This window comes from Deltaproteobacteria bacterium (assembly GCA_005879535.1).
Lineage (GTDB): Bacteria > Myxococcota > Myxococcia > Myxococcales > 40CM-4-68-19 > 40CM-4-68-19.
The window spans coordinates 141,562-155,686 of sequence record VBKI01000058.1; the positions used below are offsets into that span (position 1 = coordinate 141,562).

Consider the following 14,125-nt stretch of genomic DNA (forward strand, 5'->3'; position numbering starts at 1 on the left):
CGGCCGTCGCTCTCGCCTGCCCGGCCTGCTCGCGGGACGGGACGCCTCAGCTCGCGCTGCTGCTCGGCGCGATGATCGCCGTCCCGTACGCCGTCGTCGCGCTGGCCGTGTACGCAATCCGGGGAGGCGGGCGGTGACCGCGGCGCCCGTACCGGAGCACGGCTACGGACTGCCGCACGACGTGTCGGTGGACGGCTTCCGCGTCGACGAGCTCATCCATTTCACGCTTGCCGCCATCACGGTGATCTTCGCCGTAGTCGCGGCGGCGATGATCTGGTCGTTCGTGAAACACCGGGGCGGTCCCGCGCTGTACTCGCACGGGACCCGCGGCTCCATCGCGTTGGTGGTGGGTGCCGTTGCCGTGGTCCTGTTCGGGGTGGACGGGAACCTTTTCGTCCACACGCTCGCCGACATGCACCGGTACTTCTGGAACTTCAAACGTGCCGAGGCGTCGCCGGGCGCCGTCCGCATCGAGGTGAACGCGCATCAGTGGTCGTGGGACGCCCGCTACCCCGGCGCCGACGGAAGATTTGGAACGCAGGATGACGTCGTGACGACCGACGACATCCGGGTTCCCGTCGGAGTCCCCGTGATCCTCCAGCTCGCCTCCACCGACGTGATTCACTCGCTGTACCTGCCGAATTTGCGGGTGAAGCAGGACGCGGTGCCCGGGACGATCACCCGTCTGACCTTCCAGGCGAAGACCCCCGGGGAGTACGAGATTGCCTGCGCGCAGCACTGCGGGCCCAACCACTACAAGATGCGCGCCGTCCTCACCGTGCTCGCTGCTGACGCCTTTCGCGAGTGGCTCGCCGCGGCGGCGGAAGACGCTCGCCGCGCGTACGACCCGGAGGACAAGGAGGCCCAGTGGGGCTGGGAATGGAGGAGGTTCGAGCCGTGAGCACGCGCGCACAAGCGCTCGCCGAGGCGGCGCAGCCGATCCATCCGCCGCCTACGTCCTTCTGGCGCCAGTACGTGTTCTCCATCGATCACAAGGTGATCGCGAAGCAATTCCTCTGGGCAGGTCTCCTCTTCCTGCTCCTTGGCGGGACCCTCGCGATGCTGATCCGCTGGCAATGGGCGTTCCCGTACCGTCCGGTGCCGGTGCTCGGCCAGCTTTTCCTCCGCGAGAACGGCGGGGTCATCGGCCCGGCGACCTACCAGCAGATCTTCACGACCCATGGCCTGATCATGATCTTCTTCGCCGTCACGCCGGTGCTCATCGGCTGCTTCGGCAACTTCCTCATCCCGCTCATGATCGGCGCGCGGGACATGGCGTTCCCGAAGCTCAACATGTACTCGTTCTGGACCTTCCTCCTCTCGCAGTTGCTCGTCCTCGGCTCCTTCCTCGCCGATCTCGGCTCGGCGGGCGCGGGCTGGACCACCTATCCGCCTCTCTCGACCAACGTCGGCACGCCCGGTCTCGGTCAGACGCTGGTCGTTGCGGCGATCTTCGTTACCGGCGTTTCCTCGACGATGGGCGCGATCAACTACGTCACCACGGTGATTCGCATGCGCGCGCCCGGAATGGGGTACATGCGGCTGCCGCTCACGATGTGGGGCCTCTGGCTCACCGCGATCCTCAACGCGCTCTTCGTGCCGGTGCTCGGATCCGCGGCCCTGCTCCTGCTCCTCGACCGGAATTTCGGGACCCAGTTCTTCGTCGCGGGCGCGTCGGCGGTGCGTGGAGGCGGCGACCCCATCCTTTTCCAGCACCTGTTCTGGATCTTCGGCCACCCCGAGGTCTACATCCTCATCCTCCCCGCCTGGGGCATCCTCGGCGACGTCATCCCCTTCTTCGCCCGCAAGCCGCACCATTGGTACAAGGGGACGGTCTGGGCGATGGTGATCGTGACCGTCCTCTCCGCGATGGTCTACGGTCACCACATGTTCATGACCGGGATGAGCCCGCTGCTCGGCGAAGGGTTCATGCTCTTTACGCTGCTCATCAGCGCGCCATCGATGTTGATCGTCCTGAACTGGGTGATGACGTTGTGGCGCGCGTCGATCCGGTTCGACACGCCCATGCTCTTCGCGCTCGCGACAGTGTTCGTCTTCGGGGTGGGCGGCCTCACCGGGCTGTTCCTGGCCGACATCTCGATGGACCTGTACCTGCACGACACGATGTTCGTGGTGGGCCACTTCCACTTCACCATGGCCGCCGCCTCGTTCATCGCGGCGATGACCGGGGTCTACTTCTGGTTCCCGAAGATCTTCGGCAAAAAGCTCGACGAGCGGCTGGGGAAGGCCCACTTCTGGTTCACGTTCATCGGCATCACGCTCGTCTTCGCCGGCCAGCTCGTCGCCGGCTATGCCGGCCAGCAGCGGCGCCTGTTCGATCCGTTCCAGTACACCTTCATCCAGGGGCTCCGGGGACTGAACCGGTGGACGAGCTTCTTCGCGTTCGCGCTCTTCGCAGGCCAGTTCATCTTCGTCTGGAACTTCTTCAAGACGCTCTTCGGCAAGACGGTTCGTGCCGGCGAGAACCCCTGGCAGGTGACGACGCTCGAGTGGACGGCGACCGGCTCGCCTCCGCCATTCCATAACTTCGATCGCATCCCCGAGGTCGTCCGCGGCCCGCACGAGTTCTCGAACCCTGAAGTGCGGCGCCTCACCGGCCGCGATTTCGCCGGGCAGTCGGAGGTGCTCCCGGGGAGCGGCGAGCCCGCGCTGGCCGCCGCGCGAGGCTGAGCGTGCTGGGCACGAATCTCGAGCGCAGTCCCGCCGCCGACCTGCCGGCGTCCGAGGTCCCCGAGCTGCGGCGCTACCGGCTGCGCCGGAGCGAGGACGAGATCACTTCCTATGTCGGGATGATCATCTTTCTCGGTTCCTGGGCGATGATGTTCGCGGCGCTGTTCTTCGCATATGCCGTGGTGCGGGTCCGCGCGCCGATGTGGCCGCCGCCCGACCAGCCGGCGCTTCCGATCCTCATCCCGGGTTTGAACACGGTGGTGATCGCCGGCTCGAGTGCGGCGGTCGCGGTCGCCGTTCGAGCTCATGCGCTCGGGCGGCAGCGCCGGGCTGCGATCGGCCTTGGCCTGGGCGCCGCTTTCGGCGCTCTTTTTCTCGCGCTGCAGGCGGTGGTCTGGGTCGGACTCTGGCGCGCCGGGCTCCTCCCGACCGGTGGTCCATACGCGTCAGTGTTCTATGCCCTCACTGCCTTTCACGCGCTGCACGTCGTCGTCGGCCTCGTCGCGCTCGGTGCGCTCGCGATCCGCGCCCAGCCGCCGCGAGGGACGACGCGGAGCGCCGTGCGGCTCTGGGGCATGTTCTGGCACTTCGTGGGCGTGGTCTGGGTGGCGCTCTACGTTGCGGTTTATCTGCTTTGACCACCGGAGGATCGGACATGTCATGCAAGGCCCTCCTCCTCGTTGGCTGTGCGGTCGCCAGCGCCGTCCTCGCGGGATGCAAGGGGTACAGAACGCAGGGATTCAAGGAGCCGATGAAGCTGGGGGGAAAAACGATCCCCGCCTCGGTGCTCACCGAGGGCGAACGCGCCTACGTTCTCCACTGCCGGGCCTGCCACGGCGACAAGGGCGACGGCAAGGGCCCCGCCGCGCTTGGAGTACGGCCTCCGCCACGCGATTTCACCCTCGGATCCTTCAAGTTCGGCGCCGTCCCCGGCGGCACGCTGCCGAACGACGACGATCTGGTGCGCGTCGTCCGCTTCGGTCTGCACGGGACCGCGATGCGCGCATGGGACGGGGTCCCCGAGAAGAACCTCCTCGCCATCATCCAGTATGTGAAGACCTTCTCGCCGCGGTGGAAGGACGAGGAGCCCGGCGAGCCAATCGTCCCGACGCCAGACCCTTGGCAGAACCAGGCAGCGGCCGTCGACCGGGGGCGGGCCGTGTACCACGGGGTGGCCCAGTGCCTCTCGTGCCACCCCTCGTTCGCTCCCAAGCGGTACATCTACGAAATCTCGAAGCAGCTCACGGGAAAGGGCAACACGCAGTTCCGCACGGACATGTACGGGTCCGAGCTGACGAAGAGCGAGTACGGGGTAAAGCTGCTCCCGCCCGACTTTTCGCGCACCGAGCTGCGCTCGGTACGGCCCGATCACCAGCTCGAAGACCTCTACCGCGTGATCGTGTCCGGCGTGGGCGGCACCGCGATGCCCACCTGGCGGGGCGCGCTGCCCGAGGAGGATCTCTGGGCGCTCGTCCACTTCGTCGACTCGCTCGTCAAACTGAAGGGGACGGATGCGCCACGCCGACTACGGGCGGATTGGCAGGCGAGCGACGCCACGTGGAACCCACCGCCGAATTGACGTACCTCACGACGGGATCGGACGGCCGCTAGGGCCTGCCCAGATGTGAAACCTTCGTTCTGGTCGGGCATCCTTCTGGTTTGCGAGGTTGTACATACAACCTAGTGTGGCCGGAGCGAGATCCGGCAGGAGACGCCCGATGACTGTCGGGTCCGCAGCGCTTCTCGGCATTTCCCTCTTCGGTGCGGCATGCTCGACCGCGCACAGGCCTCCACCGCTGCTTGCCCAAAATCGCGAGCTGGGATCGTTCGCCCAGGCAGCCGCCTGGCCGAACGCGGAGCCACTGATCGCGATCATTGCCGCGCAGGAATTCGTCGCTGCGCGCCACGAGCGGGACGGGTACGAGTACTTCCAGAAGCTGGCGCGTGAACAGCCGCATCGCCCCATCCTCCTTTCACTGGAAGGTCTTCTCCAGGCACGTTCCGCAGGACAGATCCCCCTGCTCAGCCGCGTCTCCTGGGTCGAGGACGCGATCCGCAAGCTCGACCGCGGAGCGAGCGCCGATCCCGGCGCCGGGCGTCTCTTGCGCGGCCTGGTCTTCGCCGATCTGCCCGAGCGCTTCGGCAAGGCAAAGCAGGCGGTGGCTGATTTGGAAGCATCGCTCGACATCCGCGAGAGCTTCCCCGGCGATCTCGATCGGGCGATCTACCGTGGATTGGCGCGGGCGTACCGTACCGAAGGCGAGGAAGGCCGTTCTCGAGAGATGCAGCAACGAGCGGGACTCCGTTCCCTCGAAGACGGCGAGGTCGCGAGCAACTTCTCCGTCGGATCCGAAGAGGGATTCCGATTCACGAATCCCAGGCTCGTGCGCGAGGCGGATGGCGTCTATATCGCCGAAGGATTCGATTTCGGGAACATCGCCTTCCTCGTCGATGGGGCCGGGGTCATCGCCATCGACACGGGGACGACGGCGGAGACTGCCGCTGCCGCGAAGAAGGCGCTGCGCCAGGTGACGGACGCGCCGATCCGCTTCGTCGTCCTGACGCACTCCCACTGGGACCACGTCGGAGGCGTGGCTGCGATCCGCGAGCCCGGCACGGTCGTGATCGCGCGGGCGAATTCCGTAGACGAGCTGAAGCGGATGCGCAGCTCGCAGCGGACCTTCAGCTGGTTCTTCGGCAGCCGGGCCGTTCCCCTGGACATCCGCGTGGACCGGACCGTTTCGTCGAACGAATCGCTGCGGCTTGGAAATCTCGAGATTCAGCTCATTCCCGTCAGCGGTGGCGAGACGAGCGATGCGCTCTTCGTCCATCTTGCCCGGCAAGGGTTGCTTTTCGTCGGTGACGCCTTCATGCCTTACGTCGGGCCGCCCTTCCTCTCGGAAGGCTCGCCGGATGGGTATCTCGAAGCGCTCGCGAAGGTGCGCGCGCTCGCGCCGCGCAGGTTGATCCATGGGCATCCACCGCTGACGCGGTATTTCAACATGGAGGCCGCGCCAGGCCTGGAGACGGCGCTACGCGATCTTCATGATCGCTACCTTCCAGACGTTCTCCGCAGCCGCCCGATCGCGGACATCCTGCACGACAATTACCTGCCGCTCTCGCTGCGCGAGACGCCGAAGGCGGTGCTGCCCTATCTGCTCGTTCGGGACCATTTCCTCGAGCGGCTCCATCAGCAGAACGCCGGCTACTGGCAGGCCGACGGCGAGGGAATGGAGTCCGTCACGCGCTCGGAGTGGGCCGCGTTGCTCGACGAGATGGGCCAGCGCAGCGAAGCTCCATTCGTGCGCGTCGTCGAAGACCTGCTGGGGCGCGGCGATGGGCCCCTGGGATTGAAGGTCGCCGAGATGGGGTTGCTTCGTCATCCCTCCAGCGAAAAACTCCAACGCGCGCGCACGAAAGCGCTCTCGATGCTCATCGAACGATACAGTCCGGTCGACCCGTTCCGGTTCATCATCTATTCGCAGTGGGCGAATGCCCCTCTGCCACCGGTTGCCGGTCCGGCGGGGGAGGCGCGATGAAGAAGGTGGATGCCGGGCAGATTGGGCGACTGATCGCGTCGGAGTGCCTGTCGGTGCGCGTCCGCCGTCTCGGGCGCGTGATCACCCGCATCTACGACGCGGCGCTCGCCCCTCATGGCGTCAGCGCGGCCCAGCTCAATCTGCTCTCCGCGATTGCGGCAACCGGCGGCGCGCGGGCGGTCGACCTCGCGCGCGTGCTCGAGGCGGAAAAGTCGACGCTCAGCCGCGACTTGAAAAGAATGGAGCAGATCGGCTGGGTGCGCGCCGGCCGCGCGGCTGGCAACGCTGGACGCCTGGTGACCCTCACGCCTGCGGGGTCGCGGCTGCTGCTCGAAGTACGTGAGGCCTGGGAGAAGGCGCAAGCGGCAGCGGAAGAGGAGCTGGGGAAGACGACCTTCGCCCAGCTCCGGAACGCGCTGCCGTCACCGTTGAAGGGTCCCGCCCGTCGGTCCGTCCGCGGCCAGGCGGCAAGCCCAGAGCACCGAAGCCGCGCCTTGCTCCACCGAGCGAGGCGCGCCGGGGCCGCCCATGTCCGTCCGCACCCATCCAGGGCAGGCGGCGTTCACGCGCGCGTTGGGAAGCTCGCCGGCAAACAGCCGCGTCAGCGCGTTCAACGCGGCTTTGCTCGGTCCATATCCTCCGGGTGGCCGCTCGCAGAGAGCGAGGATGTCCTCGATCGTCAGCTGCGGATCCTGCAGCTTGTGCCGCAGCGGCTCGGCCTGGTTCGAGAGGCCGCCGAGCCCACTCGTCACCATCACGACCCGCGCGCCTTTCGCCAGCTTGCCGGCAAGCGCCCGGGTCAGCAGAAGCGGCCCGCGCACGTTCACCGCCCAGATGTCGCGGGGCGACCCGGTGTACACGCCTGCGTTGTTGACCAGAACGTCGATCGGCTCTTTCACGCGCGCCGCGAGTACCGCCGGCGGGCGCCTTGCCGGGATCGCGCACTGCAAGGATGACGTCGTGGTCCTTTGCGAGATCGCGAGCAACGGCGAGCCCGATCCCGCGAGATGCTCCGGTGACGAGAGCGGTCGGCATGACCCGATCGATGCCACGATGGCCGCTCCGTTGCCAGGCACGGTGCGAATCTGCAGCATCGGCTCGGGCATCAGTTTGCATCGCGAGGACGTGGCGTGGCACTCACCCTGGCCCTGCTGTCGGCCGTCTTCTACGGAACCGCTGACTTCCTCGGCGGCTTCGCGGCACGTCGCGCGCCCACGCTCGCTGCGACTGTCTGGGCGCAGGGCATCGGCTTCGGCGTGGCGTTGCTCGCGCTGCCGATCTTTCCGGCTGCGTTGCCCTCCGCCGTCGAAGCGGCCTGGAGTATCGGCGCCGGCCTGACCGGTGGTCTCGGCGTCGCCATCCTCTACTACGGGTTTGCCGTCGGGCGCGTCAGCGTGATCGCGCCCGTGACCGCCGTCTGCTCCATTGCCATTCCGGTCGTGGTGGCCTTCGGCCTCGGAGAGCGGCCGCGCCCCCTCGCCATCGCCGGCATCGCGGTGGCCATCGCGTCCGTGGCGCTGATCAGCCGCCATCAGGATGCCACTGGCGGAGGCGGTCGGCGCGATCGTTCGCTCGCCATCGGGCTCGCCTGCGGCGTGGTGATCGGCGCGTTCTTCGTCTGTCTCGCGCGCGCCGGTAGCGCCTCGGGGGTATGGCCGCTTCTGATCGCCCGGGCCGCGTCCACCGCGGCGCTCGCTGCGGCGGCAGGCATGGCCAAGGTTCCCATCGCCATTCCGCGCAGTGTGCTCCCTGTAGTCGTCGCCTGCGGCGTGATCGACATGGTGGCGAACGCGCTCTATCTCATCGCCGTCAGGGAGGGACCGCTCGGCCTCGTCGCGACGCTCGCGTCGCTCTATCCCGCCAGCACCGTGCTGCTCGCCAGGGTGGTGTTCCGCGAGCGGTTGCAGCCGGTGCAGTCCGTCGGGTTCGCATGCGCGGCGGCCGCGATCGTGATGATCACGACCCGCTGACAAGGGAGAGCGCGCGCAAGACGGGGACGTTCTCGCGGATCTCCTCGGTCAGATGTGCGGCGATGATCCCGCGAGGCTGCGGCCGCGAGCGTCGCGGGCGCAACACGAGGTCCGCCGTGACGATCAGGTCGACGCGAAAGTCGTGGTCCGTCTCGGGCACTGCGCCGCGCAGGATCTGCAGCGGATGCACGGTCGTCGCGATGCGCGTGCGATCGTCGATGCAGCCCACCGTGCGGCAGAGGGCATACTCCAGATCGGAGTAGCCGCCGCCCTTGCCGAGGCGCGCGCCCGGGCGGGACACGGCGACGGATCCGGCAACCACGAGATCGATGTGCGGCAGATCACGGGGATCGACGGGGCGGCCCGCTTTGGCGGCTCCTCCGATCGATGCCGCAGCACGAAGATCGCGCAGGCGACGCGGGTCCAGCTCCCAGAAGCACCGCTCCTGCCGGAGGCGCGGCACGGCCATGTACACGATCTTGCCTTCACGCAGCGCGCGGAGCCGGACGTAGCGCTGCGGAGCATCGGGGTTGCACTTGATGGTCCGCGCGCTGCGCCACTCGTCGAGGCCGGCAAGACGATCCGCTGCCGCCGACGCCCCGACGAAGTTTGGAATCCGTCCGCGCGCTCCGGGGAACGCGGCTACGCGCCGCTCCTCCAGAAGCGACCAGATGCGATCGCGGATGGCCTGCTTGCGATCGTCCAAGGGCCGTCACCGCCAGCGTCGAACCGCGAGCATCCACGGCTCGAGCAGATGGAAAGTGCTGCTCGCGCCGAACCGCACGTACAACCCCAGGATGAGGCAGACGGCGAGGACGAACAACTCCATCTCCACCAGCGCCTTGGCAATCGAGATCCCGAGCAAGTCCCGCACGACGTATCCCCACGGCCCGGAGAGATGCCGACGCGCTTCCACGATGTCGGGAACGGTGCTCGTGAAGAACCGGATCACGTTGTAGGCGATGAGAACCCAGACGAGGGCGGATCCGAGCAGGCGCCCACCGAGCGGATTGCCCAGCCGGTGGACGCCGTACGCCGTTGCCGCCAGAAGGGCAAATTGGATGGCGGTGATGATCAAGCCGGTTTGCAGGCGTTCCCGCACCAACCGCCGGATGTAGTTGCGCACGAAATCGCGCGCGTACGTCCGCGCGCTGAAGGTTCCCGCGACGAAAAAGACCAGACGGGAGACCCAGGCCAGCATTGCAGCCTATTTCCGGGCGGACGGCTTTCGCTTCTTCTTCGCTGCTCGCCCCGGTTTGCGCCCACGTTCCTGCACGCCGTTCCCGGCTCGCGCCAGCTGCGCCTTGGCGGCGCTCAGCCAGTGCTGCCGGTACTCTGCCGCGCGCCGGCCAAGCCGCTCGAGGACGTCCTTCCCGTTCTGTGGTGCCTCGGCGTTGCCGCTTTCAGGGCGGATCTTCAGCTCGCTCAATCTTGCGAGCACGGGTTTCATCGCCCTTTCGGGGTTCAGGAAGAACTCGCTGCCGCGCACGCGGAGGAAGCTCCAGCCGAGCCGCTCGAGGATGGCCTGCCTCGCCATGTCCTCGCGCAATTGCTCCTCCGCCGCCGGCTTGTCACCGTCGCACTCGATGGCCAGGCGGCGCCCTCCACCCTCGACGACCAGGTCGATGGTGTAGTACCCGACCCGCCAGTGCGGCAGCACGCGATAGCCGGCCTCGAAGAGGCGGTTGTGCACCTCGTGCTCGAGCGGCGTTTCCGAGGCGTCCTCGGATTGCTTCAGCAGGAGCCTGACCGCCTCCGGGTCCTCGGCGTGCTGGATCAGCCGGCGCCGCAGGTCCTTGGGTTTCAGGTCGGCCGGATCGAGCGAGTGGATCACCCACATCTGGTCTCGCGCCCGGCTCGCCGCGACGTTGAAACGCTGCTTGAACATCGGCTCGCTGCGCAGGCGGAGCGGACCGTCGGCGGCGCTGTCCACAACGGAGAGGAACATGACGTCCCGCTCGTCGCCCTGGAACTGCGCCGCGTTGCCGCACAGGACCCTGCGGGACTCGTACTCCGCCGGCGGCAGGTGATGCAGCAGGAGCCGCTCGATCTCCAGCGCCTGGTCGTCTCCCACCAGCGAGACCACCCCGAAGCTCTTGTTCTTGTACTCGGGCTGATCGATGGCGGCCCGGATCAGCGAGGCGATGGCCATCGCTTCCGCCTTGTTGGTCTCGTTCACCGAGCGGCCGCTTTCCACCCGGAGCGCAATGATGTGCGGCTTCAAGGTGGCCTTGCTCGGGTCGCGCAGGGGGCGGATCCTGCCGCCGTAGCAGAGGTGGTTGCTGAACTCGATGATCTCCGGGACGCAACGGAAGTGCTCGGTGAGGCAGATGGCGCCTCCGCACGACTGCCGTGCAAGATCGTAGACGGAGATCTGGCCGTCGTAGAGCACCGAGTTGGGAATGTCTTCCAGATGCTCGTCGATGAGCTGCTGGACCACGGCGACGTCCTGGCCTACCGCCGACGGGCTCACCTGCTCGTGGTCTCCCACCACCACCACCCGGCGCGCCATGTAGAAGGGGATCAGCGCCATCACGTCGGCCTGGCTCGCCTCGTCCGTGATCACGACGTCGAAGCGCGTGGTGGGCTCGAACGTTTCCACCGCTCGCGCCAGCGGCATGATCCACACCGGCACCGCCGAGCGGCACTCGGTCATCTTCTGGCTGGCCTCGACGATCAGGCGGGGAACGCGCTTGCCCATCCCCTTGCCGATCCGGCGCACCATGTCGAGCCATCCGACCAGTGCCTGCTGCTGCTGGGACGTGGTCCTCCGCACCTGCGCTCCCCACGCGCGGCGCTCGATCAGCTCGGCCGTCACTCTCCTCAGCTCTGGTCCGAGCCGGTCGATCTCCTTCTGCAGCGCCGGCAGCGAGACCTTCCCCCTGCGCTCCAGCTCGTCGTGCAGCTGCCGCCACAACCAGGCCGCATGAGCGTCTCCGGGAGCAGACGACTTGTCGTGCGGCGCACGGCGTTCCTGGACCGCCTGCGCCCAGACCGGCGCCACCGCCTGCAGGGCGGCGAGAAGCTCGCGCCGCGTCGCCGCCGTCTTCCGCTGGCCGTCGAGCGCTCCGAGCCGCTGGTGCGCCTCGCGATAGTCCTTCGCGTCCAGTCGCTCTGCGGCGCGCAACAGCTTCGCCAGCACCGGCGCCGGCGGTCCTTCCTGCGGCACCGTCAACGCGCCCCGAAGCTCCTGGAGCTGTCCGTCCACCTCGCTGAAGCGAGCCATGTCCTTGCGCGCCTGGAAGGCCTGCGGCAACTGGACGCTGACCATCTCCTTGAGCCGCTGCAGGTGTCCCTCGCCGCCTTGCTCCCCGAAAAACTCGCGCCAGAGAAACCCGCGCTCCTTGAGCTCGTTCTCGACCGGCTGCCATTCTTCGGCGTGCCAGGCGAGGCAGCGGCGGATCTCCTCCGCAAACTCGGGGGCACCCTCCTGGGGCTCCTCCGAGAGCGACGCCCAGCCGGGAGCGCCCTGCGGCACCATCTGTCGGTCCCACCGTCCCCCGAGATTGCGCCGCATGATCGCGAGCTGGATCTGTTCCCGCAACGCCTGGAAGTGAGCGGCGCTCTTCGGCTCGCCGGACGCAACCTTGTTCTCGCCGATGAAGCGCTTCCACGCCCCGTGCGTCAGCAGCGCCAGCTTGCCGACGCTCTTGTTCTTCTTGAAGTAGGCAAGAATCTCCTCCGCGACCTGCAGCTGCTCCTCGAGCGGGATGCTTGCGGAGAGAGCGGGAGCGTGGCGGAGGACGTTGTCTTTCGCGTTGGCCTTCTCTTCCATCAGCTGGTCGATCATCCCGACCAGCTCATCCCACTCGACCCGCTGCTTTCCCCCCTCGTTGCCGGCGGCGATCGCGGCCAGCTTCCAGCGCCGGTCCCCGTCGAGGACCTCGACCGCCTTCACCGCCTTGGCGAGGAGCTTGTCCAGCGGCGCCGTAGCCGAACCATCCAGCGCCGTCTTCCACAGCTCCTTCCGATAGCTCCGGCTCGCCCTGGACAGATGAGCGTGCTCCTCCGCGACCTTGTCGAATTCTTCCGGGGAGAGCAGCGACTTCAGCTGCGGCAGCGGCCGCGCCAGCTCCGCCTCGTCTTCCCGGCTAAGCGCCTCGGTGCTCGCGTACAGCTCCGCGATCTCCGCCGCCGACAGCGGCAGCGGCGCGCCCGGCTGGATGGGAGCCGGAATCCAGGCGTGAGGCTGCGCCTCGTTCGCGACCTTGCGGGCCGCTTCCATCGGCGAGAGCTTCGTCTTCAGGAAGATCACGTCGCGGTACTCGTCGGCCCGCGCGTTGAAGAGGTCCTGGCGGTGCTTGCGCAACTGGGCGAGGAGCTCCTTGCGCTGCGCTGCGAGCTGCTCCGCCTCCGCCTCGAGCTTCTTCGGATTCCCGGTGGTGAGGCGCTCGATGATGGTGGAGACCGAGCCCTCGAGCTGGTTGCGGCTCTCGATGTCGCTCTCCAGCACGCTCACGGTCAGCGGCCGCAGCTTCTCGACGACGTGATCGCGCAGGACGCGCAGCGCCTTGGTGGTGTGGCTCGTGACCAGGACGCTCTGGCCTTGGGCGAGCAGGTGACCGATGAGGTTCGCGATGGTGTGCGTCTTTCCGGTTCCCGGAGGCCCCTGGACGAGCACGCATCCTTCGCGCTCCAGGCGCACCGCGATCCGGATCTGCTCGGGGTTCGCCGGCTTGCTGAGCAGCACGTCCTCGGGCTCGTCTCGCGGCTCGAAGGTCTCCGCCTTCTCGTCCTCGGCGGACGGGGGGTCGAGACCGACGATCTTGAGAAGCGCCAGCGGCAGGTCCTGCCGGCTGTCGAGATCGTCGAGCGTTCCCTCGATGGCGGTGGCGAAGCCCAGGGTCCGCGTGCGGAGGAAGAGCACCGGCGCGCGGCCGATCTTCGGGTCCTCGGCCTCCTTCTCCGGCGGCCCTTCGGCGAACTGCCCGCGCGGCGAGAGCTGCACGACGAACCGGCGGAGAAACTCCAGCGTATCGTTGCCGCCCAGGGGATGGAACCCTCCGCGATCCAGCTCCTCGCGGCAGCGCGCGAGGACCTTGGGCTCGATGTCCGGCATGGAGCGGAAGAGGGCGGAATACAGCTCCACTTCCTTCCCGGTTTCGATGAGCGTGAACTCGGGGACGCTCGGATCGAAGGCGAGCTGGATGCGCTGCAACAGGATGGGGTGATAGATGCTGGCTTCGCCTTCCTCTCCCCGCTTCCAGCTCAGGATTCCGTTACCCAGCACGAGCTCGATGTGCTCGGCCTCGCGCTCGATCCGGCCGTAGAGCTCGTAGAGCTGCTCGAAGATCTTCATCGCCGCGCGCGCGGGCCGCTCGACGTTCGCCCAGTTCTGATGCTGCGTCTTCCAGCGCTCGTAGGCTTCGACGCGTCGAGGCTCGGCGTCGAAGCGGAGGGGTTCGGTGCCGTTCGCCTTGGTCTCGGAGACCGCGACCTCTCCCTCGGGATCTTCCCAGTCGCCCTCGAGCCAATCCGCGATCGGCATCGGCGGCTGCGGCGCCTGCGCGAACGTGGGCCGCCCGACCTTGAGGACGAAGTCGGTCTCTTCTTGCCCGTTGGAGAAGCGCCGCTGGATGGAGGGATGGTCTGGAAGGTGGCGGAACCAGAGCGTCCAGGGCTGCTCCGACAAGTCCCGCTTGGCCGGGTTGCGGTGCTCGTTGAGCGCCTTGAGGTAGCGGAACACCCGCGCGATCCGCTCCCGGCCAAGATGATGCGACTTCGCGTCCGACATATCCCCTCGCGGCTGGAACTCGACGTTCGAAGCGAGTGCTCGAAGAGGACAGCTTGCCCTCGAAGCGGGCCGCTCCGCTAGGAATCAATCGCCCCCGACGGAAGAAGTGGAGGCGCTGCTCCTACTCGGGGGAACGAGCGCGGCACACCCTCTCGCAGTAGCTGCGAATGTGCGCAAGCCGCGCAGTGGAC

At 67.6% G+C, this 14,125-nt stretch carries 10 protein-coding genes and 1 pseudogene; 7 read left to right on the forward strand and 4 right to left on the reverse strand.

Features of this window, described 5'->3' with window-relative positions; translation table 11 throughout:
- Positions 1 to 133: 133 nt before the first annotated feature.
- The 6 genes and pseudogenes from E6J58_09475 (at position 134) to E6J58_09500 (ending at position 6,508) form a co-directional block, all read left to right on the forward strand.
- Complete coding sequence (locus E6J58_09475; protein TMB38456.1) at positions 134 to 901, forward strand: cytochrome C oxidase subunit II; 768 nt, start codon at positions 134 to 136, stop codon at positions 899 to 901.
- Complete coding sequence (locus E6J58_09480; protein TMB38486.1) at positions 880 to 2,691, forward strand: cytochrome-c oxidase; 1,812 nt, start codon at positions 880 to 882, stop codon at positions 2,689 to 2,691. The genes E6J58_09475 and E6J58_09480 overlap by 22 nt, the downstream gene beginning before the upstream one ends.
- Positions 2,692 to 2,693: 2 nt before the next feature.
- Entirely contained in the window at positions 2,694 to 3,329 is a 636-nt protein-coding gene (locus E6J58_09485) for a heme-copper oxidase subunit III (protein TMB38457.1), read from the forward strand.
- Positions 3,330 to 3,346: 17 nt separating this feature from the next.
- Positions 3,347 to 4,270 (forward strand): cytochrome c, encoded by a 924-nt coding sequence (locus E6J58_09490; protein TMB38458.1) that lies wholly within the window; start codon positions 3,347 to 3,349, stop codon positions 4,268 to 4,270.
- Positions 4,271 to 4,409: 139 nt separating this feature from the next.
- Complete coding sequence (locus E6J58_09495) at positions 4,410 to 6,230, forward strand: MBL fold metallo-hydrolase (protein ID TMB38459.1); 1,821 nt, start codon at positions 4,410 to 4,412, stop codon at positions 6,228 to 6,230.
- Positions 6,227 to 6,508: pseudogene (locus tag E6J58_09500) on the forward strand (MarR family transcriptional regulator). The gene E6J58_09495 and the pseudogene E6J58_09500 overlap by 4 nt, the downstream one beginning before the upstream one ends.
- 144 nt (positions 6,509 to 6,652) lie before the next feature.
- On the opposite strand, the gene E6J58_09505 reads toward E6J58_09500, so the two are convergent.
- Positions 6,653 to 7,336, reverse strand: coding sequence for an SDR family oxidoreductase (locus E6J58_09505; protein TMB38460.1), 684 nt, complete (start codon positions 7,334 to 7,336; stop codon positions 6,653 to 6,655).
- A gap of 24 nt (positions 7,337 to 7,360) precedes the next feature.
- Here E6J58_09505 and E6J58_09510 point away from each other — a divergent pair, with 24 nt between their 5' ends.
- Complete coding sequence (locus E6J58_09510; GenBank protein TMB38461.1) at positions 7,361 to 8,200, forward strand: DMT family transporter; 840 nt, start codon at positions 7,361 to 7,363, stop codon at positions 8,198 to 8,200.
- Here E6J58_09510 and E6J58_09515 read toward each other — a convergent pair.
- From E6J58_09515 to E6J58_09525, 3 genes are read right to left on the reverse strand one after another with little or no spacing between them, the layout of a single operon-like run.
- Entirely contained in the window at positions 8,187 to 8,906 is a 720-nt protein-coding gene (locus E6J58_09515; protein TMB38462.1) for a 5-formyltetrahydrofolate cyclo-ligase, read from the reverse strand. The genes E6J58_09510 and E6J58_09515 overlap by 14 nt on opposite strands.
- Before the next feature lie 6 nt (positions 8,907 to 8,912).
- The gene (locus tag E6J58_09520) at positions 8,913 to 9,401 is read right to left on the reverse strand and encodes a hypothetical protein (protein ID TMB38463.1); all 489 of its coding nucleotides are present in this window, start codon (positions 9,399 to 9,401) and stop codon (positions 8,913 to 8,915) included.
- Positions 9,402 to 9,407: 6 nt separating this feature from the next.
- Positions 9,408 to 13,934 carry a DUF559 domain-containing protein gene (locus E6J58_09525; GenBank protein TMB38464.1) on the reverse strand — a complete coding sequence of 1,509 codons (4,527 nt, stop codon included), beginning with the start codon at positions 13,932 to 13,934 and terminating at the stop codon, positions 9,408 to 9,410.
- Between the last annotated feature and the right edge of the window lie 191 nt (positions 13,935 to 14,125).

What these genes read in the sequence shown, in the direction of transcription:
- E6J58_09480 (TMB38486.1), top strand. Translation starts at nt 880, where the DNA reads ATGGAGGAGGTTCGAGCCGTGAGCACGCGCGCACAAGCGCTCGCCGAG.
- E6J58_09490 (TMB38458.1), top strand. Translation starts at nt 3,347, where the DNA reads ATGTCATGCAAGGCCCTCCTCCTCGTTGGCTGTGCGGTCGCCAGCGCC.
- E6J58_09495 (TMB38459.1), top strand. Translation starts at nt 4,410, where the DNA reads ATGACTGTCGGGTCCGCAGCGCTTCTCGGCATTTCCCTCTTCGGTGCG.
- E6J58_09505 (TMB38460.1), bottom strand. Translation starts at nt 7,336, where the DNA reads ATGCCCGAGCCGATGCTGCAGATTCGCACCGTGCCTGGCAACGGAGCG.
- E6J58_09520 (TMB38463.1), bottom strand. Translation starts at nt 9,401, where the DNA reads ATGCTGGCCTGGGTCTCCCGTCTGGTCTTTTTCGTCGCGGGAACCTTC.
- E6J58_09525 (TMB38464.1), bottom strand. Translation starts at nt 13,934, where the DNA reads ATGTCGGACGCGAAGTCGCATCATCTTGGCCGGGAGCGGATCGCGCGG.